The sequence below is a fragment of the Bacillus sp. FSL R12-0074 genome, assembly GCF_038005725.1.
GTDB classification, from domain to species: Bacteria; Bacillota; Bacilli; order Bacillales; family Bacillaceae_G; genus Bacillus_A; species Bacillus_A mycoides.
Genome location: NZ_JBBOTR010000001.1, coordinates 2,057,161 through 2,083,645, shown reverse-complemented (window position 1 = coordinate 2,083,645; position 26,485 = coordinate 2,057,161). Strand labels below are relative to the sequence as shown.

At 35.4% G+C, this 26,485-nt stretch carries 25 protein-coding genes and 5 pseudogenes; 10 read left to right on the top strand and 20 right to left on the bottom strand.

Annotated elements, in window-relative coordinates; translation table 11 throughout:
• Nucleotides 1-368: 368 nt before the first annotated feature.
• From NSS97_RS10885 to NSS97_RS10860, 6 genes and pseudogenes are all read right to left on the bottom strand, one after another.
• Entirely contained in the window at nt 369-779 is a 411-nt protein-coding gene (locus NSS97_RS10885) for a hypothetical protein (RefSeq protein WP_044442005.1), read from the bottom strand.
• Nucleotides 780-810: 31 nt separating this feature from the next.
• Complete coding sequence (locus tag NSS97_RS10880; protein WP_044442007.1) at nt 811-1,209, bottom strand: hypothetical protein; 399 nt, start codon at nt 1,207-1,209, stop codon at nt 811-813.
• A 172-nt stretch (nt 1,210-1,381) separates the two neighbouring features.
• Nucleotides 1,382-1,507, bottom strand: a complete 126-nt coding sequence (locus NSS97_RS10875) for a hypothetical protein (RefSeq protein ID WP_254904960.1) — start codon at nt 1,505-1,507, stop codon at nt 1,382-1,384.
• A gap of 35 nt (nt 1,508-1,542) precedes the next feature.
• Nucleotides 1,543-1,734, bottom strand: coding sequence for a DUF3954 domain-containing protein (locus tag NSS97_RS10870; protein ID WP_107887436.1), 192 nt, complete (start codon nt 1,732-1,734; stop codon nt 1,543-1,545).
• Between the two features lie 63 nt (nt 1,735-1,797).
• Nucleotides 1,798-1,902: pseudogene (locus NSS97_RS10865) on the bottom strand (cell division protein SepF); the annotation flags it as partial.
• Nucleotides 1,903-1,924: 22 nt separating this feature from the next.
• Nucleotides 1,925-2,677 (bottom strand): annotated as a pseudogene (locus NSS97_RS10860) (DnaB-like helicase C-terminal domain-containing protein); the annotation flags it as partial.
• A gap of 3 nt (nt 2,678-2,680) precedes the next feature.
• On the opposite strand from NSS97_RS10860, the pseudogene NSS97_RS10855 reads away from it, so the two are divergent.
• Nucleotides 2,681-2,913, top strand: a pseudogene (locus NSS97_RS10855) (ImmA/IrrE family metallo-endopeptidase); the annotation flags it as partial.
• Between the two features lie 20 nt (nt 2,914-2,933).
• Nucleotides 2,934-4,072: pseudogene (locus NSS97_RS10850) on the top strand (site-specific integrase).
• 358 nt (nt 4,073-4,430) lie between these two features.
• On the opposite strand, the gene NSS97_RS10845 reads toward NSS97_RS10850, so the two are convergent.
• From NSS97_RS10845 to exsG, 4 genes are all read right to left on the bottom strand, one after another.
• Nucleotides 4,431-4,706 (bottom strand): stage V sporulation protein S, encoded by a 276-nt coding sequence (locus NSS97_RS10845; RefSeq protein ID WP_002035358.1) that lies wholly within the window; start codon nt 4,704-4,706, stop codon nt 4,431-4,433.
• Between the two features lie 504 nt (nt 4,707-5,210).
• Nucleotides 5,211-6,821: a lipase family alpha/beta hydrolase gene (locus NSS97_RS10840; RefSeq protein ID WP_370671436.1), complete on the bottom strand. Its 1,611-nt coding sequence runs from the start codon at nt 6,819-6,821 to the stop codon at nt 5,211-5,213.
• Nucleotides 6,822-7,083: 262 nt separating this feature from the next.
• On the bottom strand, nt 7,084-7,293 hold the full coding sequence (locus NSS97_RS10835; RefSeq protein WP_002085943.1) for a hypothetical protein: 210 nt from the start codon (nt 7,291-7,293) through the stop codon (nt 7,084-7,086).
• Between the two features lie 250 nt (nt 7,294-7,543).
• Entirely contained in the window at nt 7,544-7,696 is a 153-nt protein-coding gene (exsG, locus tag NSS97_RS10830) for an exosporium protein ExsG (protein WP_000395676.1), read from the bottom strand.
• Between the two features lie 210 nt (nt 7,697-7,906).
• On the opposite strand from exsG, the gene NSS97_RS10825 reads away from it, so the two are divergent.
• Both NSS97_RS10825 and ric read left to right on the top strand, forming a co-directional pair.
• The gene (locus NSS97_RS10825; RefSeq protein ID WP_341112441.1) at nt 7,907-8,908 is read left to right on the top strand and encodes an excalibur calcium-binding domain-containing protein; all 1,002 of its coding nucleotides are present in this window, start codon (nt 7,907-7,909) and stop codon (nt 8,906-8,908) included.
• A gap of 203 nt (nt 8,909-9,111) precedes the next feature.
• Nucleotides 9,112-9,819 (top strand): iron-sulfur cluster repair di-iron protein, encoded by a 708-nt coding sequence (gene ric / locus NSS97_RS10820; RefSeq protein ID WP_107887432.1) that lies wholly within the window; start codon nt 9,112-9,114, stop codon nt 9,817-9,819.
• Nucleotides 9,820-10,216: 397 nt separating this feature from the next.
• Here the strand turns inward: ric and NSS97_RS10815 are convergent, their stop codons facing one another.
• Nucleotides 10,217-11,572: a transposase gene (locus NSS97_RS10815; RefSeq protein ID WP_326996507.1), complete on the bottom strand. Its 1,356-nt coding sequence runs from the start codon at nt 11,570-11,572 to the stop codon at nt 10,217-10,219.
• 296 nt (nt 11,573-11,868) lie between these two features.
• Between NSS97_RS10815 and NSS97_RS10810 the strand changes: the two genes are divergently transcribed.
• The gene (locus tag NSS97_RS10810) at nt 11,869-13,062 is read left to right on the top strand and encodes an IS110 family transposase (protein ID WP_002127111.1); all 1,194 of its coding nucleotides are present in this window, start codon (nt 11,869-11,871) and stop codon (nt 13,060-13,062) included.
• A gap of 164 nt (nt 13,063-13,226) precedes the next feature.
• On the opposite strand, the pseudogene NSS97_RS10805 reads toward NSS97_RS10810, so the two are convergent.
• A pseudogene (locus NSS97_RS10805) lies at nt 13,227-13,316 on the bottom strand (transposase); the annotation flags it as partial.
• 340 nt (nt 13,317-13,656) lie between these two features.
• On the opposite strand from NSS97_RS10805, the gene nirB reads away from it, so the two are divergent.
• The 5 genes from nirB (at nt 13,657) to NSS97_RS10780 (ending at nt 19,201) form a co-directional block, all read left to right on the top strand.
• A complete protein-coding gene (gene nirB, locus NSS97_RS10800; RefSeq protein ID WP_107888427.1) occupies nt 13,657-16,062 on the top strand; it encodes an NADPH-nitrite reductase large subunit in 2,406 nt (801 codons plus the stop codon).
• 15 nt (nt 16,063-16,077) lie between these two features.
• Complete coding sequence (gene nirD / locus NSS97_RS10795) at nt 16,078-16,392, top strand: nitrite reductase small subunit NirD (RefSeq protein WP_002031610.1); 315 nt, start codon at nt 16,078-16,080, stop codon at nt 16,390-16,392.
• 214 nt (nt 16,393-16,606) lie between these two features.
• Complete coding sequence (locus NSS97_RS10790; RefSeq protein ID WP_002031608.1) at nt 16,607-18,031, top strand: uroporphyrin-III C-methyltransferase; 1,425 nt, start codon at nt 16,607-16,609, stop codon at nt 18,029-18,031.
• Entirely contained in the window at nt 18,028-18,738 is a 711-nt protein-coding gene (locus NSS97_RS10785; RefSeq protein WP_002189425.1) for a sirohydrochlorin chelatase, read from the top strand. Before NSS97_RS10790 ends, NSS97_RS10785 begins: the two co-directional genes overlap by 4 nt.
• The gene (locus NSS97_RS10780) at nt 18,731-19,201 is read left to right on the top strand and encodes a precorrin-2 dehydrogenase (protein WP_002189424.1); all 471 of its coding nucleotides are present in this window, start codon (nt 18,731-18,733) and stop codon (nt 19,199-19,201) included. Before NSS97_RS10785 ends, NSS97_RS10780 begins: the two co-directional genes overlap by 8 nt.
• Nucleotides 19,202-19,425: 224 nt before the next feature.
• Here NSS97_RS10780 and NSS97_RS10775 read toward each other — a convergent pair whose 3' ends face one another.
• From NSS97_RS10775 to NSS97_RS10740, 8 genes are all read right to left on the bottom strand, one after another.
• Nucleotides 19,426-20,343: an AEC family transporter gene (locus NSS97_RS10775; protein ID WP_002031605.1), complete on the bottom strand. Its 918-nt coding sequence runs from the start codon at nt 20,341-20,343 to the stop codon at nt 19,426-19,428.
• Nucleotides 20,344-20,428: 85 nt separating this feature from the next.
• Nucleotides 20,429-21,172, bottom strand: coding sequence for an amidohydrolase family protein (locus NSS97_RS10770; RefSeq protein WP_341112437.1), 744 nt, complete (start codon nt 21,170-21,172; stop codon nt 20,429-20,431).
• A gap of 495 nt (nt 21,173-21,667) precedes the next feature.
• Nucleotides 21,668-21,865 (bottom strand): PspC domain-containing protein, encoded by a 198-nt coding sequence (locus NSS97_RS10765; protein ID WP_000737853.1) that lies wholly within the window; start codon nt 21,863-21,865, stop codon nt 21,668-21,670.
• Between the two features lie 267 nt (nt 21,866-22,132).
• Nucleotides 22,133-23,302 carry a nitrate transporter NarK gene (gene narK / locus NSS97_RS10760; RefSeq protein WP_002031603.1) on the bottom strand — a complete coding sequence of 390 codons (1,170 nt, stop codon included), beginning with the start codon at nt 23,300-23,302 and terminating at the stop codon, nt 22,133-22,135.
• Between the two features lie 80 nt (nt 23,303-23,382).
• Complete coding sequence (moaD, locus tag NSS97_RS10755) at nt 23,383-23,616, bottom strand: molybdopterin converting factor subunit 1 (protein ID WP_107887964.1); 234 nt, start codon at nt 23,614-23,616, stop codon at nt 23,383-23,385.
• Nucleotides 23,613-24,083, bottom strand: a complete 471-nt coding sequence (locus NSS97_RS10750) for a molybdenum cofactor biosynthesis protein MoaE (RefSeq protein WP_002031600.1) — start codon at nt 24,081-24,083, stop codon at nt 23,613-23,615. The genes moaD and NSS97_RS10750 overlap by 4 nt, the downstream gene beginning before the upstream one ends.
• A 44-nt stretch (nt 24,084-24,127) precedes the next feature.
• Nucleotides 24,128-25,417, bottom strand: coding sequence for a molybdopterin molybdotransferase MoeA (locus NSS97_RS10745; protein ID WP_107887963.1), 1,290 nt, complete (start codon nt 25,415-25,417; stop codon nt 24,128-24,130).
• 43 nt (nt 25,418-25,460) lie between these two features.
• On the bottom strand, nt 25,461-26,474 hold the full coding sequence (locus tag NSS97_RS10740; protein WP_002031598.1) for a molybdopterin-synthase adenylyltransferase MoeB: 1,014 nt from the start codon (nt 26,472-26,474) through the stop codon (nt 25,461-25,463).
• Nucleotides 26,475-26,485 lie beyond the last annotated feature (11 nt).

Sequence of the window (26,485 nt, the reverse complement as noted above, 5' to 3'; positions counted from 1 at the left end):
TCTTTTTGTTAGTTATTATTAAAATTAAGTAAATAACAATACTTTTTTGAAGGAGCACTTTTTATAGTGCTCTTTTAAAGTGAATAATTTTAGTACCAAATAATGTTTTTGTTAAAAACTTTTCACACTTAAACTGGACAAGCATACGCTATTGTATGGAGACTCTCCACTCATAGAAATCAACTTTTCTTGTTTAAGAGCATACTTATATGTGTGCTCTTTTTATTTGTTATTCAATGAAGATTAAGCTTTAAAATCACACCATTCTAAAACATCATGCATATAATGTCATGTTTCCTCTTTCAATATACATCTTGGTGCAGGGCGCTTTTCTTAAGCGCTCTTTAGCTTTAAAATAACGCTTTTGTTTAATCTTCTAGACCTACCACCAAATATGGTGTGTCATCCGACCAACCTGCTTCTTTCTCCATATGAATTTCCTCTAACGTTTTATAAACAGGGAATCCAATACACTCCCATTCGACTTTTTCAGCCGAGTCCATTTCCTCAATGACAACATCATGAATATCTCCGAAGCCTATAACATCCATTAGGTAATACCCAACCGCTTCATATCGACTCTTCGCCCTAATGACTTTTATATTTTCACCAAAACCAAACATCACTTTATAGAATTTCATTTGGACCTTATTTGTTTTTTCAACAAATTCTGCAATCCAATCATAATAATTCTCTTCAACGAGAAGCACCTCACCTACACCTTCAAGATGCTTCTTCTCCCAAATCGATTTATCTTCTCTTATATCCTGGTATTTCATTTACATACCTCTTTTCTACAAGATAACTATTTTATGAAGCTTTTAAGTATCCAATTCCCCTTGCATAATCACGCATCTTTTTCATTTCTTCCTCTGACCACCCCCAATGAGTACAGTACAGACCGCCATATCCATTTCTACCGTTTGGATTCTCATTCCCATAGATGAAGTCAGTAAAATCTCTACTTAGTGCCCACATCGTTCTACCGCTTGAGAAGTACCTTTCTTGCTTCTTGTTCTTATATGAGCTTCTTGTCATACGCATAGGAACATTTGAATAGTGATCTACAAACCAAAGATTTCTACCATCATGTTTAAAATGAGCTGTTCTATTTTCATCTTCATAACGAAAGAAATCCTTTTTGTAATCTGCTAAGTAACTAAGAAGTGAATTCACAATTTCTATGCGTTGATATCTATCTTTCTTCATCTCTCATTCCCCTTTGTTCATGATTTTGTAACAGATGTATACAAGTTTGTGTGTTACACTAAATTCATTCGAAGATGTCATTCGTTATTTATAGAATCAATAATTCTTAATACCCCGTCCCCTGCCCTAGCTCCCCTGCTAGGGCTTTTTGTTGTTACAATAACGCTTTTGTTTAGTTTTCCTCTACCATGTTTTCTAACGCTTCTAACACATGATTCAATGTTATTTCATCACCCAAAACCGTTCTATTCATCTTAATGTGCCAGATAATGTTTTCCAGATTCTTTTTCTTATCCATATTTCCACGCCTTTCTATACAAAATTCAAACTCTATTAAATTAATTGCGTTTTCCGCTCATCCATACGAGTTACTTTTCCGTTTTTATATACAAAGGACTGTTCACCGTAATCACTAGTTGGTGGTTCAATCAGATGAACTTTTCCATCTTTCACAACGTAAATCATATTCTGATTTAATGAAATTTCAGCTGTCATTTCTGCAATGTTTTCTTTAATAATTCCCACCGAGACCACTCCCGAATTACTTTGTCGAAGTAATTCGGGAGTGGTCTCGGCTTTTTTATTTGTCTACAAATATTGCACAATGTTTTCTGGAATGAATGCTTTTTCATCTCTTGCTCGCTTACACATTTCTTCAGCTTCTTCCCATACAAATTGTTTATCCTCCGCTCTACTTCCTGCCGTAACTACATGATTAAGCCTCCTGTTGATGACTAAACTTCCGGTCTAAGTTCACAAATTTACTAAATTCTTTAATGAATGCTAGTTCAACAACACCAACTGGACCATTTCTCTGTTTCGCTAAAATGATTTCCGTAATGTTTTTATTTTCTGTTTCACGGTCATAGTAATCTTCGCGATATAAGAATGCGATTAAGTCCGCATCTTGCTCAATTTGACCATTTTCACGTAGGTCTGAAAGTAACGGTCTTTTATCTTGCCTGCTTTCAACAGCACGGCTTAATTGTGATAGTGCGACTACGCAGATATTTAACTCTCTTGCCATAAGTTTTAGCTTACGACTAATCTCACCGATTTCTTGCATACGATTCCCTCTATGCTTTGGATCACCGACAATGAGCTGTAAGTAATCAATTGCAATTAATACCTTTTTATCAGGATGCTTTCGCTTCAATTTCCTAGTCTTAGCGTAAATCTCTTGCATCGTTACATTCGCTTTATCGTAAATTTCTAGTGGTAAATCATTTATCAAACCCATTGCTTGACTAATCTTTTCCCAATCTTTTAAATCGCATAGTTTTTTGGGATTCTTTAATTTCGTAGCATCTATATTTCCAGTACTTGAAATCATACGCTTAATTAACTGTTTTTCTCCCATCTCTAGCGAAAATACCCCTGTTGCTGCATGAAAAGCGACGTTTAATACAAATGCTGTTTTCCCCATTGAAGGTCGAGCACCAACAATGATTAAATCGCCTTCTTGTAATAATTATTTATGCATCAAATGTTTCTGGATTATCAAGAAGCAAAAGCAAATAATTTTGTGTCCCTACTTTTATGTTAAGAAAACTTCCTTCCCTACAGTTAAAAACATATATAATCACAGAAAAATTCAATGTAACACCACAATTTGCTGAAAAAAGGCTTTTACATTATGAAAATCAATTACTAGCAAGTAAATTACAGAACCAAATATCACAATACTGTAATTTTAAAAATTAACAATAATAGAGGTATTGAACATGAAAGGAAGTTTTCAGAAACGTAGAAATATGTGGTCTTTTACAATAGACATCGGTATAAATCCGGTCACAGGAAAACGACAGCAAAAAAGTAAAAGTGGATTTAGAACAAAGAAAAAAGCCCAAAATGCTGCTGCAACAATGATTATAGAGATCGAAAAAGGAATATATTTTGATGACAAACAATTAACTGTTTTAGATATATGGGAAAAGTTAAAGCCTCTTCGTAAAGCTGAATTAAAAATTACATCTTATGAAAAAGACATGAGTTTAGTTAGGCTCTATATCCTTCCCACATTTAGTTATAAAGAAATTAAAAGTATTAAACCCGTTATGGTTCAAAGCTACTATGCTGAACTTAAGGAAAAAGGACTATCAAATGGTACAATCAGTAATATCCACCGCTGCCTAAGATGTATTTTCAAACACGCTGTAGAATGGGAAATCATACATGATAATATAATAAATAAGGTTAAAAACCACGCGAAGAGCAAGGTGAGATGAAAACATGGTCTAGCGAAGAATGTAATCAATTTCTTCATTATCTAAAAGAAAAAAATACTAAGTACCATATGTTCTTCTTACTTGCAATCTATACAGGTATGAGACGCGGAGAATTACTTGCACTAACATGGAAAGGTATGGACTTTGATAATAAACGTATCCTGGTTAATAAATCGCTTGTAAAAACAGAAAAAGGACTATTTAAAGCTGCTACAAAAACTAATTCTTCAAATAGAAGCATTGGTATCTCTTCTTTTGTTATAGAGCAGTTACAATCCTACTATTCCTATAAAAAGAAAGAATTTTCCCGCTGGGGTATACACTTGAATGAAGAGGCCTTTATTTTCACCGGCAATACGATACATTCGCCCTTACATATAGATGCTCCTCATCGCTTTTTGAATGATCACTATAAAAAAGCTGGTGTTCCTCGAATTCGTATACACGACTTACGACATACTCACGCTACACTCATGCTTCAAGCTGGAGAGCACCCTAAAATCGTTCAGGATCGCTTAGGCCATTCTTCCATTCAAATGACTTTAGACAAGTACAGCCATATCACACAAAACATGCAGCAACAAGCTGCCGAAAGTTTTGAGAACGTTATAAAACCTTATGAAAATATCAAATAAAGAACCGAAAAATTCTAATGTGAGCAAAATGTGAGCATTGAGTAAAAACAGGGCTCAGAAACCTTGATATAACAAGGTTTATAAGCCTATATCTTTGAATCTTGGGAGAAGAATGAGCAGTTTTAGAATTGTTGATTTAAAAAAACATAAAAACCTCAAAAATGCCAAATCCCTTATTTCACAAAGAATTTGGCATTTTTAAGTTTCTAGAAAAACCCGCTAAATATAAAGAGGAATTAAAAGTCATAAATCCGGTACAATACTGTATCCACGCCCAAGGAACTGTCAAATGAAATAACGTGTCTAACTTTTTGGAGTCTATTGACCTTTTCAAATCCCCTTATATTAATGCTCGCTATTAAGACCTTCTCCTTCTAGGACCTACAATTAATTTGATTGCTGTTCTTTCTTGATTATCGATAGTAACCTCTTGAAACGCTGGAACAAGAACCAAGTCAATGCCACTTGGAGCTACAAAACCTCTTGCAATCGCAATTGCTTTAATCGCTTGATTTAAAGAACCAGCTCCAATCACTTGGATTTCTACTTTGCCACTTGCTCTTAGTACGCCCGCTATTGCACCTGCCACTGAATTCGGACTTGATTTTGAGGATACCTTTAATATATTTTCCATGTAAGTTGCTCCCTCTATTATTTAATCTCTCTTTTCTTACTGTTTGAAATATAACTAACGTATCTTTAACTACTATTCGAAATAAATACAAACAATTCTGTATAATTACATTCATTCGATATTTTTTGCCTTCTTCCTGCACAACTACATAAATAAAAAGCGACGACTAAGTTAAAAACTTAATCATCGCTTTATCCATTTCTCTGTTTCACTAAAATGCTGTCCTTTAAATACTTCTCTTCTTTACTTTGGCGATATTTGTGATAATGGTATAAATTCAGTTGAATTAACAGTTACAAAACTAAGTTAATACTATTCCCTCACATTCAGATGCTAATTCAGCATCTTTTTTATTGCATAACGTTTTTTTGATTCCTATCGTCCTCTTATAGAACATAAACTCCTATTTCACTTTTCTATTCATCTAATAAACATGAAAAAGTGCCGAAATCCTTCTTCCACAAGAATTCGGCACTTTTTTTATTAAAACCGATTCATTCTTTCCTACTTCTCCACATAAACCGATTTAACTATCGTACGATTATAAGGTTGTCCTTCCTTATTCATTCCTTTCATATCAATTGTAACGTTATATACACCTGGCTGTTCTATATTTTTCAAAGCACCTGTAAATGTAGTTGTATTAATGTTTTTCGATTCATTTGATTCAGAAACTAATTTTCCATCTTTATTAATTACTCGTACTGTTACTGAAAGATCGCCTTTCATTTCTGGAGCTACAGGTGATTTTTTGAGTTTATACTCTGCTTTATTTACTTTAACCTTTGCCGGCATTTGAAGGACGAACGGAGCATCTTTTTTGTAATCGGTCACGATTAAATATGCATCTTTCGGCTGCTTCGCCATCATTTTAACTTGCCATTCTCCTGCTTCCATTTTATCAAATTTAAATGTTCTTATAGTGGCTCCTTTAAAGAGAGATTCACCTTCACCTGTAGATACAGCACTATCTTTATTTGTATAAACTTTTCCTTTTGGAGATATTAGTTGTATTTCTACATCTGAAGAAGCTGTTAAAATAGAAACTACCCCTTCTGCTTTTTTATCAACTGCGACAGTTTGTCCTACCCACTCATTTTGTGACAACTCTCCTCCTAAAATAGCTTGATTAGAAGTTGTGTTTAATTGTTCTACCTTATCCTCTGAACTATTACTCGGGGCTAATAAAGCTGGTACTGGTACATTTACTGTCCGTAAATATGGTTCAATTCGTGCGAAAACGGCTGAACCTTTTCGTATATTATCATGATCAAATCGTGAATCTGTAAATAAATGTGTTCCATATGGTAACTTAGCACTCCATTCGTTCACCAATCCATCATTAGAACCGTATGATGACAAATACAACCCACCCATAGATAGTGCTGAAAAAACAGGTCCCCAGCTTGTCCCAGTAGCCGTATAGTAACGGTTTAATTTAGCTGCAGGATTATTATCTATTGTAGAACGAAACTTTGCCATTTCACCTATTTGCAATGAATATGTCCCATCATCTTTTTGACCTAATATAGAGGCAAGCCATCCTGCCCACCAACTATATGATAAATCCGCTAAATTGGATCCGTAATGCGGAGTGGCAAGCGTAATAACATTTCCAACAAATCGATTCGCTCCATATCCAACTAACGCAGCTTGTGTATCAATACCACCTTTACTGTGAGCTACAATATTTACTTTTTTGCCAAAATGATTATAAATCTCTTCAAGCTTTTGTGCTAACAATTTTCCATTGTCCCATTGGCTAGCTGATCCTTTCCCCGCGGCATCATATAATTGAATAAATACAGTTTGATAGCCTGCTTTCAAAGCATAATCGTACATATCATTCATCTCATGATATACTGTCTTTCCATACCAACTATCCGCATTACCATTTCTTCCTTGTACAAAGAGAATTGGTGTTTTATTCTCATCATAATTAGCAGGTTTCTGACCTAAAAACCATTCTCCAGGAGTAAATACTTCTTGATCTGGAAAGCCAGTCTTAAGCTCTGTTACAACCTCCGCGTGTACATTTGCACTAAAAACCAGCGGACTCATAAAACAAAGTACAATAAATAATGCGATACTCCTTTTCATAATTCCCATTAACATCCCCCTTTTTCTCCTGAAAGAAAACGCTGCCATTCCGTTGAACACCAATTGTTTTAAATTCCATTAAATCAATTACTTTTACGTTACAATATAATAAGAAATTAATAGCCGCATTCCTTTCTTATCAAACGTTATTCTCTCAACATTTCTTCATTCCTTTTTACAATAAGCGTTTTGAATATTTCTCAATAAAGCTTTCTCTTTACAAAAAAACTGCGTATAAAAGGTCTCTTTAATAACCTTTTATACGCAGCTTCTTTGTTTAAAACTCGATGATGTACTCATCATCATATTTATCGTATTGCAAACCCGCTCCTATTTTGAATTCTGTAACTTGATCTCTTAGAAATGGTGCATCTTCTATTTTACTAGTTGCTATTTCAATCCCATATTTTTTTGTTAAATGCGCTAATTCTATTAAAAACCATTCTCTTCGTAATACGACTGGAATATCATACGTTCGTCTTTTCATATATACTAGCACCTCTTCTATTTTCATTATTGAAAAGAATATCACTTCTACTTTCGATACACTTTTTAAAACTATCGTTCATCATCAAAGGCCAATGAAACATTATAGTATATGCATGTCCGTTTTAAACGTGCTATGGCAAAAATAATATTAAAAAACTTAAAAAGCCTTATTTAGTTTACATAAAAAAAATTATGTAATAGTAAAAGGGAAAGGCTTGTCCCTCATCCTTTTACTATCAAAAGCTAAATTAAGAACATCTTGGTACACCTAAAGCTAAGAATAAACCTGCTACTCCTGCTGTAATTGGCACTTTCAACGTAATAACATCGTCTACTTTTGTTACTAAAAAGTAAGCATTCCCTTCTTGTAACACGCAATTCACTAATAATTGAAATTCCATTCAAATCTCCTCCTTTCAATCGATATACTATAATTTATGAAATCTCTTTTAAAATGTAATAGTAAATATATCTATTTTTCCTTATATACGAAATAAATGTTTATATATATCTATTAAAAATATTAATTTTCTAAATTAATATAAAACGTGTAATATCCAATAAATCCCTATATAATCAATAGAGAAAATCTTACAAATGGAGGTGTGAAAATGGCAGTTTTGAGTAATATTGGTGTAGCTTTATTTTTTATAGCTTTTATTCTTTTAATCTTATGTATCATTTCATTCTTTAAGAAAAATGGAAAAGCAAAACAATATGGGCGTCTTACTGTTATTCTTTTTATGATTTCAATTATATTAATAATGACTGGCTCAACAAAATCTGAACACCCAGTCGTAGAATTTTTTTCTACTTTAAGTTTCATTCTATTTATATTTTTCCTTGTTCTAGCAATCTTATCTGTAATTAAGAAAACCGGTGTTGTAAAAAAGCAATTTATAATTACAGCTGTTTTATTTGTCATTTTTGTTGTGCTATCAGGTATTTCAAGTCCTTCTTCTGAAAAAACGACAGCAACGAATAAACAAGTCGCTTCTAATAGTGAAGAGAAAAAAGATGACAAAAAGAAAAAGGAAGTAGAAAAGAAAGAAGCGGACGAAAAAACTCGTAAACAACAAGAAGATGAAAAACGCCAAGCCGAAGAGCAAGCTCTTAAGCAAGAAGATGAAAAGCGTCTAGCTGATGAACAAGCTCGTACACAACAAGAAGAGCAAAAACGTCTAGCTGATGAACAGGCTCGTAAACAACAAGAAGAGCAGCAACGCCAGGCTGATGAACAGGCTCGTAAACAACAAGAAGAGCAAAAACGCCAGGCTGATGAACAGGCTCGTAAACAACAAGAAGAGCAAAAACGCCAGGCTGATGAACAAGCTCGTAAACAACAAGAAGAGCAACAACGTCTAGCTGATGAACAAGCTCGCAAACAACAAGAAGAACAACAACGTCAAGCTACTGAGCAAGCTCGCGTACAACAGGAACAACAAAAAGCACAGCAAGCTCAAACACAACCAGCTGCAGGTAACAATAGTAATGTAACTTACAAAAATTGTACTGAAGTTAAAAACGCTGGAAAAGCTCCATTATATAGAGATCAACCAGGTTATAGCTCTAAACTTGATCGTGATGGCGATGGAGTTGCATGTGAAAAATAGTAGTAAAAAAGAAGCTTCTAGTAAGCTTCTTTTTTTATTATCAGAAACTATTGCGACGAATTACCCTCCCTCTCCCTTTTATAAAACTCATTTTATTATTCTCAAAAATGACACATAATAAGTGATTTAAATCACCACATTGATTTTAATTTAACGCTATTCTTAATTTAGATATTACATTTAAACTTTATGGAGGCATTCATATGAAACATACATTTACTGAAACTTCAATTATCGGTGAGATTGTTACACAATTTCCGAAAGCTAGTGACCTTTTTAAATCATATAGAATAGACTTTTGTTGTGGTGGTAATAGACCACTTATTGACGCAATTAATGAAAGAAATTTATCGGCAACAGAGGTAATTACAGAGTTAAATACACTTTATAATAATACGAAACTATTAAATGAATCTGAAATTGATTGGAAAAATGCTTCATATCGTGAATTGATTGATTATGTGATTAATAAGCATCATCGCTATTTAAATGAAGAGTTGCCACAGTTAAGTCCATATGTGACGAAAGTATTACGCGTTCATGGGGCAAGTCAGCCTCATTTAGCTCAAATTCATAAACTATTTCATGAACTTAAGATTGAATTAGAACAACATTTAATTAAAGAAGAAACGGAAGATTTCCCGTTAATTTTAGAATTCGAACAAAATCCAACTGATGAAAACTATGCAAAGTTACGTAAAGTAGTAGATGAGCTCGAAAATGAACATAACCACGCTGGCAATATTATTAAAGAACTTCGTAAGGTTACAAATGACTTTACTCCACCAGAAGGAGCTTGCGGTACTTATCGCCTTGTTTACCAGCGCCTTGAAGCCATTGAATCTGATTTATTTGAGCATATTCATTTAGAAAATAATATTTTATTTCCGCGTGCTATTACGAGAGTATAAATCAAGTGCAGGACATGAGTGTAAATACTTATGTCCTGCTTTTTCATTTTTTGAAAAATATCCACATCCCCCTCACACAAATCCTAATTTTAACAATTTGTGAATCATTGTCAACTACCCCCACTGAGATAAAACGTTTCAGTGGAGGCTTGAGTTAGAACGCTAGGTCTTTTCGTCTATCGCTAGACAGTTTGACGCTCTAGAATTCATGCCACCTTAAGGTAACACCCCAAGTAAGTTTTTGGTTGGTACTAGAAACGAACAATCGTTTCCCCACTTGCACCACCCTTTCGAAAAAGAGCAGTTCTTCCTTGAGGAAGAAGCCACCACTCAGATGAATCCGGCGTGTGCTACAAGCCCCGACAAGTCGAGTACACATGGATGGTTGACACACCCACTAAGCTATGCGCGAAGCAAAAGCCCTACGTTTTTGCACTTTTAATAGAATCGGCGTTTTCACTTTGAGATTGTCATCCAATTGTACAATTTTTGATTTTTCCAATGTATTCAATGCACCATTAATATCAGCATGGATACATGTTCCTGCTTTACTTTGGTACAGACCACGAGTGATTCGTTTGCCACTAAAGCGATAATGCGTCCTATCATCCTTATCCCAAACTGGAACCCTATCTTTATCAAGAAAACTAGCTTTTGAAGTATAGCTTTCTTCTTGTTTTAAAAATCGGATGCCTTCTTTTATACATTTATTCTCAATTGCTGCAATCAGTTTATGAAATGGGATTTGAACAAATTTTTGATTATTCTTTTTTCCCATATCAGATTTTTGTTTCCAACCAGCGTTATACCCTACGACAACAGTATCTATGTTGAATGCTTTCACTTTTTCGAACAACAAGCCTACAGTTTGTGAAATGTAACCATTTATTTGTCTTTCCCGTTTATGCCAAAGTGCAGCCATTTTGTTCGTTACAACTCGTTTAGAAAGTCCATTTTCCATGTTTTTCAGTTGTAGATTACGTATCATTTTGTTGAAGTACTGGTTAATGGATTTTAATTTTTTTCCATCAATTAAAAATGCATCACCTGTATTTGTTACGCAACTTACTAATCTGTCTACACCTAAATCGCAACTCAAAGCTTTACTAATAGTCGTGGGTTGTTTCTTCATTTGAGAAACGTGCATTTCATATGTGTAATGCACCTCAAAGAACCGACCTTTTTGCTTCGGTACAATCTCAATGTAGGAGATTTTTTTATTTCTTACGTTTTTAGGCATACGTATTTTAATGGAACCGAATTTTTTTCTGAATGCAACATTCATCGGAATCATCCAATACCCGTTATTATCAACTTTTGGAACTTGATAGATTTCAATGATTCGTTTGTCAGTGGAACGGGAATAATTCGGAAACTTAGGACGACCTGTGAAGGTTTCAGGTTTTTTCTTCCACTGTTCCATTGCTTTAAAAAAGCTCTTCACTTCTGTAAATAAGGCTCTACGAATCGCTTGAACAGAGTTTGATTGAATACCCCAGTAGTTCATATCGGTTTGCATGGCAGTGTCCACTTCTTTTACAGTAGCCATCTTGTTATTATTCAAATAACTTTGTTTAATCGTGTACAATCCAACATTTCGCAATGCTTTAGAACTATGTGACATGCGTTGCAGTAAGCGAAATTCTTTAGCTGTGAGACAAGCTCGTCCGATATTCTGTTTCTGCGTGAATCGTTGCATGGTTTCTCTTTTCTTTTGTTTACGTAATACTTTCACTGCTTTCTTTCTAGCCATTGTTTTCACCACCTCGTATGATTAAGTTAGGTTTTTTAGGAATGGGATTCACCTATAAACCCAAGAGTATCCAGCTTTATGAGATACTTATATTTGTAGATAGAGTGTTGCCGATCACCACCTTGAATCCTTGTATTCGATTGAAAGATTGGTACCTCTGTCTAATAAGTAGTTTACGAATGAGTTGGATGTTGATGACCATTGGTCATTCTTCGTATCTCTTACGAGGTAGTAGCGCTTATTAGTTCAGGGGAGGATAACACTATCTAAAAATCATCAAAATAGGGGTGTATACTATGTTCTACTTAGGTATTGATATTGCCAAACACAAGCACTATGCTTCCATCATTGATTCCACTGGGAAACCTATTACCAAGCCATTTCCTTTCCACAATCATAAAGAAGGTGGACAAGCTTTATTAACTTGGCTTTACCGATACATTAGTTCTCCGACAGAACTGTCAATCGGGATGGAGGCTACCGGTCACTATTGGATAGCTGTCTATTCTTTTCTACTAGATCATGGTTTTTCTGTGATTGTACTGAACCCACTCCAAACCAATGCATGGCGAAAGGGAACAGAAATTAGAAAGAGAAAAACAGATGCCATTGACGCCACTATGATTGCCGATGTCATACGATTTGGCCGCTTCCTTGAAACTCCACTCGTAGACGAGAAAATGTTCGCTTTAAAACAACTAAGCCGGTTTCGTAATTCTCTTGTACGTAATATAAGTGATTTAAAACGCAAGGCGCTTGTCGTGTTAGATCAAACCTTTCCAGAATATCAAAGTATTTTCTCTAATGTCTTTGGCAAAACGTCTTCACAGCTCCTAATTGAATATACATCTCCTAGCGATTATGAAAGACTGTCTATTGATGATTTGACACTAATAATTGAGCAAGCAAGTCGTTGCCGACTTGGAAAAAAAACAGCCAATCAACTGATGGAATTAGCCTCAAACTCATTTGGTGTCACCTTTTGTAAAGATGCTTTCTCATTCCAATTAAAAATGTTGATGGAGCAAATCCGCTTTATTGAAACTCAGTTGAGAGAATGTGAGAATCAAATGTCTCAACTATTAAGTGACTTAGATACACCAATCACTACTATTCCGGGTATTGGTCCTATATTAGGTGCCACCATATTAAGCGAGATTGGGGATATAGACCGCTTTGACAAACCTTCTAAACTTGTGGCTTATGCCGGTATTGATGCCACTATTTCTCAATCAGGTCAATACGAATCAACTGGTATGTCTATGTCCAAACGTGGCTCCTCCCATCTACGTAGAGCATTATTTCAAGCGGCTATTACTGCTTATAAACATGATCCTGTATTAAAAGCTTTTTATGAAAAGAAACGAAATCAAGGAAAACACTATTATGTTTGTATAGGAGCTGTAGCTAGGAAGTTGTGTTATATTGTCTATGCCATTCTAAAGAGTAATAAACCCTATAAAATTCCTCCATTCCCCTGCCAGAGATAACTTTTTTATTTTTTGAGACTTCTCAAGGTTTATTTAAGTTACCCTTTTTTAGGGTAAACACTCTTCATTTATATTGTATTTCACGCTTGACATTTCATAGTTGGTCTTTCTTAGAGAGTCCATTAAAATTATTTCTTTCCTAAGATAGTATTTTATCTTAGGAAAGAAATAATTTTGTAACTGTTAATTACTTTTGACAAATCAATATTTGGAACGAAACGTAACAAAATGTGAACATGTTCTTCATCGTAATTACATTTGGCTCAAGTAACCGAATGATGATTATTATCCAATTTCGTTATCTTACGATATATTCCCTCCTTATCTAAGGGCGGATTATATCGCAAGACAAAAAGAAATAAATATTCGCCCTCAAAAAATTATTATGAACCAAACAAAAGTGTTTGGTCTATTGAATGATAGCAATTCATCTCCACCTGAATTGTTGGGTTTCACCCGTAACACAAATTAGATGGAGTCTTCTTGCCGAAAGGGATAAAAATGTGATAAATATCACATCTCCCTCTTTTTTAATTTTCTATAATAGAAATATAATCCTTTGTTCAACATTTCACATAAAAAGGGGAAACGAAAATGAAAAAACGTTTAGTTATGATCGGAAATGGTATGGCTGGCATACGTTGTATGGAAGAAATATTAAAACATGATAGTAATTTATATGAGATTACTATTTTCGGAGATGAACCACATCCGAACTACAACCGTATTATGCTCTCTCATGTATTACAAGGAAAAACAAATATGCAAGATATCATTATGAATCAATACAGTTGGTATGAAGAAAATGAAATAACTTTGTATACAAATGAAAGAGTTCAAAGTATTAACCGAAAAGAAAAAATTATTATTACAGAAAAAAATCGTACTATTACATACGACAAACTCATTATCGCAACAGGTTCTAGTGCTTTTATTTTACCAGTTGAAGGTTCCACCCTTCCTGGTGTAACAGGATTTCGAACAATTGAAGATACACAATTTATGATGGATACCGCTAAAGAAAAGAAAAAGGCCGTTGTCATTGGTGGTGGATTACTCGGTTTAGAAGCCGCAAGAGGTCTTATTGACTTAGGAATGGACGTACATGTTGTTCATTTAATGCCTAGCTTAATGGAGCAACAACTAGATACGAAAGCAGCTTCCCTATTGCGTGAAGATTTAGAAGCGCAAGGCATGAAGTTTCTAATGGAAAAGAAAACTGTAAAGATTCTTGGTACAGACCATGTTGAGGGCATTCAATTTGAAGATGGTGAAGTTGTAGATTGTAATTTAATCGTAATGGCTGTCGGAATACGCCCAAATACTCAAATAGCAAAAGATGCTAGTTTACTTGTAAATCGCGGCATTGTAGTCAATGACTATATGCTAACGAATGATGAATCCATTTATGCAGTTGGAGAATGTGCAGAACATGACGGTATCGCATATGGACTTGTTGCTCCTCTTTATGAACAAGGCGCAATATTAGCAAAACATATAACGAATTTACAAACTAATGGATATACGGGCAGCATCGTCGGTACACAGTTAAAAGTTGCAGGTTGTGATTTATTCTCTGCTGGTCAAATTTATGAAGATGATCAAACGAAAGCAATTTCAATCTTTGATGAATGTAAACGTTCCTATAAAAAAGTATTAATTCGTGACAATAAAGTCGTCGGTATCGTTTTATATGGTGATGCAACTGATGGTACACGCCTCTTTAGCATGTTAAAGAAAGAAGAAGATATACAAGAATATACAGCCGCTTCCCTTCTTCACAAAGCTGGTGAAGAAAGTGAACTTGACGTTGCTACAATGAGTGCGGATGACACAATTTGTGGATGTAATGGCGTTACGAAAGGTACAATCGTTCATGCCATTTTAGAACAAGAGTTAACTACTTTTGAAGAAGTTAAAGGATGCACGAAAGCCGCAGGGTCTTGTGGTAAATGTCGTCCGCTTGTGGAACAAGTTCTAGCTCATACACTCGGAGATGCTTTTGATGCTTCTGCGCAGTCTGCTGGTATGTGCGGATGTACAACTTTATCACGTGACGAAGTCGTAGCCGCCATTCACGAGAAAGGTTTAAAATCGCCAAAAGAAGTACGAAATGTACTCGGTTTTGCACATGAAGACGGCTGTTCGAAATGTCGTCCTGCTTTAAATTACTATTTACGTATGGCGATTCCGGAAGAATATGTAGATGATAAATCATCCCGTTACGTTAATGAAAGAATGAATGGTAACATCCAGCATGATGGTACATTCTCTGTTATTCCACGTATGTACGGAGGCGTTACAACCGCAGATGATTTAATGAAAATTGCTGAAGTCGCAAAAAAATATGACGTTCCTCTTGTGAAAATTACAGGTGCGAGCCGAATCGGCTTATATGGTGTTAAGAAACAAGATTTACCTAACGTATGGGCTGACTTAAATATGACTTCTGGATATGCGTACTCAAAATCGCTTCGTAATGTAAAATCATGTGTTGGTTCTCGCTTCTGTCGTTTCGGTACGAAAGATTCTTTAGGACTTGGTATGCTCCTTGAACAGTCATTAGAAATGGTAGATACACCTCATAAAATGAAAATGGGTGTAACAGGTTGTCCACGTAACTGTGCGGAAGTACTTACGAAAGATTTCGGCGTTGTGTGTGTTGAAAATGGATTCCAACTGTATATCGGTGGAAATGGTGGTACGGAAGTACGCGAGGCTGATTTTGTAATGATCGTCCCTACTGAAGACGATGTCCTTCGCATCGCTACAGCTTACATGCAATATTATCGTGAAACTGGTATTTACGGGGAGCGTACTGCCTATTGGACAGAACGATTAGGCTTCGATCATATAAAAGAAATACTACAAGATACAAGTATGGTCACGATGTTAAATGATCGTTTCCAAACAGCTCGTAGCACATATACGGAAGCTTGGGGAGAAGCACTAGAAACGAAGTCTTTAAAAGCGATGTATGAAGTAGAAACTGTGAAATAAGGAGCTGTGATCTATATGATACAAACGAAAGAAAAAATAAAAGTTATGCGTGCGGAAGACCTTCCTATTCAAATTGGTAAAGAGGTACAAATGAAAGACATGTCTATCGCCCTATTCCGCCTTTCAAATGGTGATATTCGAGCTGTAGAAAATCGGTGCCCTCATAAAAATGGACCGTTAGCGGAAGGAATTGTATCTGGGGAATTCGTCTTTTGTCCACTGCATGATTGGAAAATCTCATTACTAACAGGTGAAGTTCAAAAACCTGATGACGGCTGTATCCAAACGTACGAAGTAGAAGTTATTGATGGTGACATTTATATAAAGTGAAACTTTAATCAGCGGGGATTGGTTCATCCCCCGCTGATTATTAGCCCTCACCAATCGGGCTTTTACGGGCAGTTGATCCCTACCTAACTACTTTGCTTTCGCTGAATTTTGAGGTAGGGGTCTTACTGCCCTGCAAATAGCGGGATAAACATGTAATTTACGAAAGGAAGCCTCCTCTGGCTTCCTTTTAAATAAAAAATGATGAGGTGCGATTATGAACGGATATGTATATTTAGTTGGTGCAGGACCAGGTGATGAAGGGCTTATTACAAAGAAAGCGATAGATTGCTTAAAGCGTGCAGATATTGTCTTATATGACCGCTTATTGAACCCTAACTTTCTTAGCTATACAAAGCCAACTTGTGAACTTATTTATTGCGGTAAAATGCCAAAGAATCATACTATGCGTCAAGAAATGATTAACGCCCACCTCCTTCAATTTGCACAAGAAGGAAAAATCGTTGTCCGCTTAAAGGGCGGAGATCCATCTATTTTTGGCCGTGTTGGTGAAGAAGCAGAAACTTTAGCAGCAGCGGACATTCCATATGAAATTGTACCAGGTATTACATCTAGCATCGCCGCTAGTAGCTATGCAGGTATCCCCCTCACCCACCGTGACTATAGTAATAGCGTTACTTTACTAACTGGGCATGCAAAAGGTCCTTTAACCGATCATGGAAAATATAATTCATCCCACAATAGCGATACAATTGCCTACTACATGGGTATAAAAAACTTACCTACAATTTGTGAAAATTTACTACAAGCAGGAAAACAAGAAAATACACCCGTAGCAGTCATTGAGTGGGGTACAACTGGAAAGCAACGCGTTGTCACAGGAACACTTTCAACCATTGTTCCTGTCGTCAAAAACGAAAATATTTCTAACCCTTCTATGACAATTGTTGGTGATGTCGTTTCCTTACGGGATCAAATCGCTTGGAAAGAACGTAAACCATTGCATGGTAAAAAAGTTTTATTTGCATCCGCAACAAATAAAACCAGTTTCATAAAGCAAAAGTTACAAGAATGCGGTGCAGAAACATATCAAATTCCAACTTTCAAAAGGGAAGAATACACGTTAACATCTGAACAAATCAATGAAATTTTTAACGTTGATCGCCTTGTATTTTGTTCAGATGAAAGTGTAGAAATCTTGATGCGATCATGTAGTAAACACCAGAAAGATATTCGTTCCTTACAGGCGAAACTGCAGTATATGAACGTTGCCACTCAAGAAAAACTTATGCAATATGGGCTACTAAGTAAACAAGCAGAGTTCTCTTCCGATACAACTGTTTATTTAGGCAGAAATATTAATCGAATTGGTTTTATTCAAGAAAAAATTGGTGCTGGGTCTTATATGATGACTCATGAGTATACAATTGATCATCGCTTCGATGAAATTCATTCTCGTATGCTTTCTGAATTCTCATGGGATAGCATTGTATTTGAAGGGCGTGCTTCAATTGATACGTTTCTAGCAGAAATAAAACGACTTGGCTTTATCGATATTCTTACTCTTCCCTTCTCGTATACCGACATTCCAACGTTACACTATGCGAATAAAGTTGGTTTTCATAATGTAGATGAGCAATTACAAGACATGATTATGAAGAAAGATTTGGTGGTACGATGAAAGGAATTGTATATGTTGGACACGGTAGTCGCCTGCGAGAAGGTAATGAACAATTCATTCACTTTATTCAATCTGTTATGAAAGAACGTAACGAAAGGAGTCAAAAAATAGCTTTTCTAGAACTAACGACACCTACCATTTCGGATGCAGTTACAGAAGCAATACTAGAGGGCGCAACTGAAATATTGATTGTACCTGTTTTATTATTTGCAGCAGCTCACTATAAACGTGATATTCCTTTTGAAATAGAGCAACTACAAAAGAAATATCCACATATAACATTTTCAGTTGTACCACCTTTTAGTACGCATCCACATATGGTTGAACTTGTAGTGAAAAGAATACGTGAAACTATGCCAAAGCAAGATAGTAGCGTTTTACTCGTAGGACGAGGCAGTAGTGATCCACAGCCGATACATGAGTTACAACAAATCGGAGCAGCGGTCGAACGAAAACTCGGTATGCCCGTATCGTGCTCCTTTTTAACGAAAGGAGCGCCCTCTTTTACTGCTGAGCTCAAGACGATAACATCGACTGCGTCCCATGTATATGTCATGCCGTACCTTCTCTTTACCGGATTGTTGCTTCAAAAAATTAAGTTGCATACAAAAAAATATGATCACGTTACGACTTGTAATTGTCTTCAATTTGATACATATATGAAGTTGGCATTATTAGAACGAATGGAGGAATGTGTGTATGTATAATATGTATCCTCTTATGTTTAATTTAGATAAAAAAGTTGTTGTTATAGTTGGTGGTGGTAAAATTGCATATCGGAAAGCGTCTGGATTAAAAGATACAGGCGCTTTTGTCACCGTTATCAGCCCAGAGATTTGCGAGGAAATGAAGGAACTTCCTTATATTACTTGGAAGCAAAAAACTTTTAGTAATGATGATATTAAAGATGCTCACCTTATTTATGCAGCTACAAATCAACATGATGTCAATATGATGGTCAAACAGGCCTCCCATGATTTCCAATGGGTTAACGTTGTAAGTGATGGCACAGAATCATCCTTTCACACACCTGGTGTCATCCGAAATGATGAATATATTGTAACGATTTCAACTTCAGGTAAGGATCCATCGTTTACAAAGCGTTTGAAGCAGGAACTAACATCTATATTTCCTAAACTTATAAAAAAGCTTTCTCGTACTCACAAATAATAATCTATTTCTTAGCTAAAATAGTAATTACCTTTGGACAAACGTTTTTTTAGAAGCGTTTGTTCTTTTTGTTTTAGTTCCTTTTTTGAATTAAGCCGCTTGATTATCAGACATGGTACAATTGTAAACGACACCCAATATATCAAAGACTGTTTTCTTCTCATATCGATGGGATTTCCGTCCATCATTTACCGCCTCAAATCTATCCGTTTTTGCACGTATATTCAAAACAAAATATATGACAAATAAATAACGACAGTTACTGTAATAATGCTGAAAAGTGTTGAAAATAAAACGATTTGTGCATGTAGTTCAGGCTCTATTTGATACTCCATAGCAATAGTTGCTGTATTTCTTGAAGTAGGAAAAGAACTTGCAATAAATAATGATTGTGCAACAATACCATCAATGTTTAGTAGGTATATCATGGCAAGTGCTAATAATGGTCCCATCAATAATCTTCCAATTAAAGCCCATGTTATGACTCGATGGAAAAAATTAAGCTTAATGTTGGATAATTGCGCTCCTAGCAATATGAGTGCTATTGCAACAAAACTATTCGCAAGCTGATTAAGAGGTAGAAAGATAGAATTAGGTATTTGAATTGTAAAAGATTGAAAGAGAACCCCTAATATGAGTGCATGAAATACAGGCAGTCTTAGAAATGATTGAATAATACTTCCGATTGTTTTTGTTGCTGATAGTAAGTTATATATCCCGTATGAATAAGTTAAAAGATTCTGGAAAATCACAATGAAAATCTGAATGGAAACCCCCACTGGATTGTGACTGAAAATCAATTGACTTACTGGTAATCCATAATTACCGGAATTCATTAACGAAATGCTATTTTTTAGAGCTGCACTTTCTCCTTTTTCTAACTTTAATGTTTTTGAAATGAAATGACTTACTATCATCACACTCAGACTGTAAAGTATTAAATAGTATATTATCTGGAGCAACAAACCTGTTTCTATACTAATATCATATATATTCACAAATACAGCCGCTGGCATCAAGCAATAAGTAATAAGTGTAGATAGCTGCTTTAAGTTAAATTGGAACTTTCTTTGTAAGATTGCACCAATTAGAATCAATATTAATATTGGTAATATCACGTCTAATATAATAAAAACAAACATTTAATACCCCATTCTAAATACATTATAGTTGGATTAAACTCTTTACTAAATATGGATACAGTTAATTCAAATGTAGCCCCTGACGCTACCCAAAATACCATTTGAAAGCATTCGTATACAGGATTTTATCGGTAGCTTGTTCATCAAATAGCTGTTGAATCAATTTGATATCTCCATACTCAAAAGGTCTTTTTGCTCTTGTAGATGGTAAATCTGTTCCAAACATAAGTGCATCTGGGTTAACTTCATAAATCGACTTTAAGGCATTCTCAACATCTAATTCGACACGACCAAAACCAGTAGCTTTCACATGTACCCCTTTATCAACTAGTTTTAATAAATATGGTAAACCTTCTTCTGATAACCCTAAATGGTCAATTGATATAGCTGGTAATTTTTCTATAGTGGATGCAATTTCGGGCAACTCTTTTGCATCCATATAAAGCTCACTATGCCATCCTACTAAATCATGAACTCTTCTAGCAAAGTAATCCAGCTTCGATAAACCTTCTGAACCACCTCTTTTAATATTAAAGCGTAATGCTTTTACCCCATTTTCATTTAAATTTAGTATTTCTTCATCCGTCACTGTAAAAGGTAATTGTGTTACGCCACAAAATGTTGAACCCAACTGTTTTAGTGCCTTTAATAAATATTCTTGATCAAACCCTTGGAAAGAACCAGATACGATCGCTCCACCAATTACATTCAAATTAGGAGTTTCATTCTGATAATCTTCTACAACAAAGTTGGGTGGAAAATACCCTTGGTTCTCAATAATCGGAAAATTAAAATCAATAATATGAAAATGTGCATCAAAAATTCTCATTTCATTTCCCTCCCCTCTCTTTTCTTTAACATATCAAATATGACTCATAAAGAAAATTATGGATTATTTATACAAATTCATAATTTTATCTTATCGACCTAAACTTTATTCTTTATTTTAAGTGTACTTTTTCACAATATCCATTAGCCTTACGAAAAAATCTGGCCCTAAAAAATATGAAGTTTTTTCTTGTTATAAATACCGTCATATGTTTTTGGAATTTCAGAATATTTAAATCCACCAATATATTTTTATACAGATTAATAGATATCCTTTAGAAAGGAGCGACTATTTATCGATTCGTTAGCGATCAATAGTCATCGTTTAATTCAAAAGTTATTATTTTCGTTCTCGATATATTCCGAATGTTTTATGAGGATTTTTCGTTTGTTCATTTCAGTCTTATAACAATCGTACTGTTGCTTTTACTTTGGAAACTTTCAATAGACAAAAAACAGAGTTCTCGATTGTGGAATTAGATTTAAGTTCATACATTTATCTCTTAATATCTTTATCTGTAGGTAAAACAATTGCAGCTATTATATAAAGTAACACCGTAAATCCACTAGTAAAAAAGGCTGATAATGCAGTGACTATGCGAAGGATACTTACATCAATTCCATACTTATCGCTTAAGCCACCTAATACACCTGATACTTGTTTATCTTGAGTGGACTTATATAATTTTTTCATCTAAACACCCCGATCCAATTAAGTATTTGTATGCTAAAAATTAGTTCTATCTTCGGAAGAGATTTAAACTTTCTTTAACTAACCCTTTAATTGAATAACATTTGATATCTATATTTTAACATAAAATTCCATAAAACTTCTGTTTTTCATTTTTAAACCACATTATTTTAGAATACAAGTGTTTGTTAAGTTAGCAATAAAAAACATATCGAAGCCTATTACTAAAAGAACCCTCCTAGATTACTTTAGGAGGGTTCTTTTTCTTTATTAATGATTCTTTAACATCACTAACAGCTTCTCTTGGCTATACATCCATACTGTAATGATTAAACAAGCAAGAGCGACTTCTGATAACGCCATAAATCCAATTGCATAATGACCTGTTAGTTGGAATAGTAACGTTAAAATTAATGGTGGGAAGAACCCTCCTAATCCACCTAAAGCTGACACAACCCCATTTACAATCCCTGCTTGCTCAGAGAAGTACATTGGAACAAGCTTAAAGATTGTGCCATTTCCAATACCTGCACAGAATGCGACTAGTAAGCAACCAAACGTATACACGTTCATACTAGGCATGAATGATAAAACAATACCAGATAGTGTTAAGCCGATAAATACGAAGATTAATATTTTAAATGGATTAAATTTATCACCGAGCCAACCACCAATCGGGCGCATCATTGTTGCTAATACGATGAATCCAGCTGTCCGCATGCCTGCATCTACTTTCTCTAATCCGAAGTGAGATACTAAAAAGTTTGGTAAATATACTGTAAATGCAACAAATGATCCGAAAGTTAAAAAATAAAAGATACATAGAAACCAAAGTTTTTCATTTTTATATACACCTTTTATTTGTTCCATTAATGGTGTATTCACCTTTTTTTCCTTACGATCGCCTAATAAAAAGTTCATAAGTGCAAATGCTGCAAGTAAAACTAAATAACACTGTACTGTTGTTCTCCAGCCAACTGATGTCGCAATTACAGGTGCTAAAAATGAAGTAATTGCTGTTCCAGCGTTACCCACACCGTAAATACCATTTACAAAACCGTGACTCTCTTTCGGGAAGTATTTCGGTAGAGAAGTTACTCCTACAGAGAATACAGCACCACCAATCCCTACAAATAATCCACCAATAATTAAATCCATCATAGAATTGGCAACACTAATGTAAAAGACAGGGAATAATAAAAGTATAAAACTAATAAAGAACAATTTTCTTGCTCCGTAACGATTTGTCCAATAACCAATTGGAATGCGAAGAATAGAACCTAAAATAACGGGTACTGCTGTGACCATAGAAATTTGTCCCGCAGTTAATGGAATATCCGCTTTAATATATGGCATTAATGATGATAAGATAACCCATACCATAAAACCGATAACTAGATTAGAAGTTTGTAAACTTAATTGAAAATTAGGACTTTTCACCTTGTTCCCTCCTATGTATGCATAGTTATATTCATTCTCTCCAGCCTAATCACGTCCTAACATGATTAGGCTGAAAAGAATCAACCACCACTTACTGGCGGAATCATTGCTACTACATCGCCAGTTTGAATAATGTCATCCTCATTTGCATACTCTTCATTTACGGCGACCATTATCTCGTTTGAAATCGCTACGCTGTATTTCTTAATGAGAACTTCCTTTAGTTCAACAACCGTAATATTTTCACAATCTATGTACAAGGCCGGCTTACTTGCTTCTTCTTGCAAATGTGCAAATAATAGTACTTCAATCATGTTCTCATCTCCCTTTCAGGCTCACCATTTGCATATGCTATTTTCTCTAACTGATCACCTATCCATGACTCACCATCTTCCCAAAACTCTTTCTTCCAAATCGGAATAATTTGTTTTATACGCTCCATAATATATACGTTCGCCTCATAGGCTGCTTTCCGGTGTGGTGTTGAAACGGCGACAACAACAGCAAAATCAGAAATTTGCAATGTACCAATGCGATGTGTAATTGCTACATATGTCCCAGGCCACTTCTCTTCTACTTCATTACCAATTTTCTCAAGCTGTTTTTCCGCCATTGTTTTATATGCTACATACTCTAAATATAGCGTACGACGTCCTTTCGTAAATTCTCTGACGGTACCAATGAAAGTAGTAACCGCACCACACTCACACCGAATTACTTTGTTTGTAACTTCTTCAATTGAAATAGGTGTATCAATTACTTCATAATACGTATGTGTCATTTTGCACCTCTTACCTTTGTATAAATTAGCAATCTATTTTTCTATTACTTGTATGATCGAAGTGGTTCTTTCCACGGCCACTCACTTCCTATGTTCGATTCCAATAATAATACCGAAACAATTATTCCTGCTTCAAATCCTCTTGTTCCGCCCGGCAGGACGATAAATGCGTTCGCCTCTGCAAGTGAAGAAATTGCACTAGATTTATCTAAACCAACTGGTGTAGCTTGCAATTGGCCATCTACAATTTCTACTCTCCCTCTTACAAAACGAGTAAATGGGTTTGCTTTCGGAAAATCTTTCTGTAAAATCGCTTCTGCACGATATACATGCGGATCTTTTCTTTGCAAATATGTTCGAATAACTGGTCTAACATATAATTCACATCCGACATAACAAGCAGAGGGATTACCAGATAGACCAAATAATAGTTTTCCTTCTAGCTCAGCTACAGTTGTCACGCTTCCTGGTCGCATCGCTATTTTATTGAAAAGTACATTAGCTTGTAATCTCTCATAAATAGCAGGTAAATAATCGTAGTCTCCTACTGAAACGCCACCAGTTGTAATTAAAATATCGACTTCTTTTATTGCTCTTTTTACGGTCTCATAACACGTCTCTAAATCATCAGCAAATTGTCCATAATAGCGTACAATTCCACCTGCTCGCTCAATTTGAGCAGCAATCATATAGGAATTACTATTTCGAATCCTCCCCGATTTAAGCTGTTCATGTACTTCTAAAAGTTCACTTCCTGTCGCTACAATTCCAATAACCGGCTGTTTTACAACATGTACGGAACTATAACCAAACGTAGCAAGAAGCGCCGCTACTCCAGGGTTAATAGAAGTCCCTTTTTTCACAAGTATGGCATTTTGTTTTACATCTTCTCCTTTAAAAGAAATGTTATCACCAGCAGCAAAAGAGCGTTTTAATTTCATATAAGTCTTTTCTTTTTCTTCAAATCCTTCCGTTAGCTCTAACATAACAACCGCATTACATCCTGCTGGAATTGCAGCTCCTGTCATAATACGTACAGCTTGAAATACTTTCACCTCTTCTCTAAAAACAGAACCTGCCCCGATCTCACCAATCACTTCGAACTGAATCGGGTTACTGCTATTTGCTTCTTTTGTATCTTCCGCTCGAATCGCAAATCCGTCGTACGGAGAGCGATCGAAATGCGGGACATCATGATCTGCAATAACATCTTCTCCAAGCATTCTACCGTAGCTGTCTATAAGAGAAACCTTTTCTATTTCACCTTGATGAGCATACTCCATTATGCGTGCAACTGCTTCTGCTACTGGAATTGGTTTACGTTTTTCTAGCATTCTTTTTTCACCTCGTTTTGATAAGGATAAACTCTCTTTCTGTTCATCCTATATATTTTGCGTATAATCGTTTTGCCATTTTTACATCATTTGTCCCATGAATAAATGCCCTACCGTCTGTAAATAAAACAAAACGATATTCATCTACTAGAAACGATAGTAAATATGGAGTTTTTTTGACACTCACGCTTTTTTGTAAGCGATTTCGAACTTCTTCTAAATTAAGAACTCGCTTTATCCCTGGACGGATTTGAACTGTATTCCGCCCGCATAGCACTTCAGTTTTCATCTGTGATCCAAATGTTAAATTTGGGTAAGTGCGTACATTCCCACAAGATGGACATGTACTTTTCTTCTGCCTATTTACTTTTAATGAGAGATATTGATTGTTCCAAATATCAAATGATAACATCGTTCCCCTTAGCGCCTGAAAATCATTCACCAATATTTTCATCGCTTCTGTCACTTGGTGAGCAACGACCATTTGTACAGCCGGCTGAATGATTCCTGCTGTATCACATGTTGCACCGCCCATAGGATGATCCATTAGGCAGCGAAAGCATGGTGTTTCCCCCGGAAGAATTGTATACGTTACACCGTAACTTCCAATGCATCCACCGTATATCCAAGGTATATTTTCTTTTTGCGAAATGTCATTTATAAGTAGACGCGTATCGAAATTGTCAGTCGCATCTAATATAAGATCCACTTCTTTTGTTAACTCTTCTATTTCTTGCATTGTGACATCCGTTACAATTGGTACAATTTCTACTTCAGAATTAATCTTTCTTAAATGTTCTGCCGCTGCAATTGCTTTTGGTTTACACTGCTGTGCATCTTCTTCTGTATATAACTGTTGCCGCTGTAAATTACTCCATTCGACGTAGTCACGGTCAGCAATTGTCAATTTCCCAATCCCCATCCTAACGAGCGCTTCCGCATTTGCTGCTCCTAGTGCACCCGCACCGATTAGGAGCACATGTTTTTTTCTTATTTTTCTTTGTCCCATTTCACCAATTCCAGAAAACAATACTTGCCTTGAATATCGCTCTTGCATAGGGAATCCTC

What these genes read in the sequence shown, in the direction of transcription:
- NSS97_RS10885 (WP_044442005.1), bottom strand. Translation starts at nt 779, where the DNA reads ATGAAATACCAGGATATAAGAGAAGATAAATCGATTTGGGAGAAGAAG.
- NSS97_RS10845 (WP_002035358.1), bottom strand. Translation starts at nt 4,706, where the DNA reads ATGGAAAATATATTAAAGGTATCCTCAAAATCAAGTCCGAATTCAGTG.
- NSS97_RS10770 (WP_341112437.1), bottom strand. Translation starts at nt 21,172, where the DNA reads ATGAGAATTTTTGATGCACATTTTCATATTATTGATTTTAATTTTCCG.
- NSS97_RS10775 (WP_002031605.1), bottom strand. Translation starts at nt 20,343, where the DNA reads ATGTTTGTTTTTATTATATTAGACGTGATATTACCAATATTAATATTG.
- ric (WP_107887432.1), top strand. Translation starts at nt 9,112, where the DNA reads ATGAAACATACATTTACTGAAACTTCAATTATCGGTGAGATTGTTACA.
- NSS97_RS10740 (WP_002031598.1), bottom strand. Translation starts at nt 26,474, where the DNA reads ATGCAAGAGCGATATTCAAGGCAAGTATTGTTTTCTGGAATTGGTGAA.
- exsG (WP_000395676.1), bottom strand. Translation starts at nt 7,696, where the DNA reads ATGGAATTTCAATTATTAGTGAATTGCGTGTTACAAGAAGGGAATGCT.
- NSS97_RS10825 (WP_341112441.1), top strand. Translation starts at nt 7,907, where the DNA reads ATGGCAGTTTTGAGTAATATTGGTGTAGCTTTATTTTTTATAGCTTTT.
- NSS97_RS10790 (WP_002031608.1), top strand. Translation starts at nt 16,607, where the DNA reads ATGAACGGATATGTATATTTAGTTGGTGCAGGACCAGGTGATGAAGGG.
- NSS97_RS10815 (WP_326996507.1), bottom strand. Translation starts at nt 11,572, where the DNA reads ATGGCTAGAAAGAAAGCAGTGAAAGTATTACGTAAACAAAAGAAAAGA.
- nirB (WP_107888427.1), top strand. Translation starts at nt 13,657, where the DNA reads ATGAAAAAACGTTTAGTTATGATCGGAAATGGTATGGCTGGCATACGT.
- NSS97_RS10880 (WP_044442007.1), bottom strand. Translation starts at nt 1,209, where the DNA reads ATGAAGAAAGATAGATATCAACGCATAGAAATTGTGAATTCACTTCTT.
- NSS97_RS10810 (WP_002127111.1), top strand. Translation starts at nt 11,869, where the DNA reads ATGTTCTACTTAGGTATTGATATTGCCAAACACAAGCACTATGCTTCC.
- NSS97_RS10835 (WP_002085943.1), bottom strand. Translation starts at nt 7,293, where the DNA reads ATGAAAAGACGAACGTATGATATTCCAGTCGTATTACGAAGAGAATGG.
- NSS97_RS10750 (WP_002031600.1), bottom strand. Translation starts at nt 24,083, where the DNA reads ATGACACATACGTATTATGAAGTAATTGATACACCTATTTCAATTGAA.
- moaD (WP_107887964.1), bottom strand. Translation starts at nt 23,616, where the DNA reads ATGATTGAAGTACTATTATTTGCACATTTGCAAGAAGAAGCAAGTAAG.
- NSS97_RS10745 (WP_107887963.1), bottom strand. Translation starts at nt 25,417, where the DNA reads ATGCTAGAAAAACGTAAACCAATTCCAGTAGCAGAAGCAGTTGCACGC.
- nirD (WP_002031610.1), top strand. Translation starts at nt 16,078, where the DNA reads ATGATACAAACGAAAGAAAAAATAAAAGTTATGCGTGCGGAAGACCTT.
- NSS97_RS10785 (WP_002189425.1), top strand. Translation starts at nt 18,028, where the DNA reads ATGAAAGGAATTGTATATGTTGGACACGGTAGTCGCCTGCGAGAAGGT.
- NSS97_RS10875 (WP_254904960.1), bottom strand. Translation starts at nt 1,507, where the DNA reads ATGGATAAGAAAAAGAATCTGGAAAACATTATCTGGCACATTAAGATG.
- NSS97_RS10840 (WP_370671436.1), bottom strand. Translation starts at nt 6,821, where the DNA reads ATGTTAATGGGAATTATGAAAAGGAGTATCGCATTATTTATTGTACTT.
- NSS97_RS10780 (WP_002189424.1), top strand. Translation starts at nt 18,731, where the DNA reads ATGTATAATATGTATCCTCTTATGTTTAATTTAGATAAAAAAGTTGTT.
- NSS97_RS10765 (WP_000737853.1), bottom strand. Translation starts at nt 21,865, where the DNA reads ATGAAAAAATTATATAAGTCCACTCAAGATAAACAAGTATCAGGTGTA.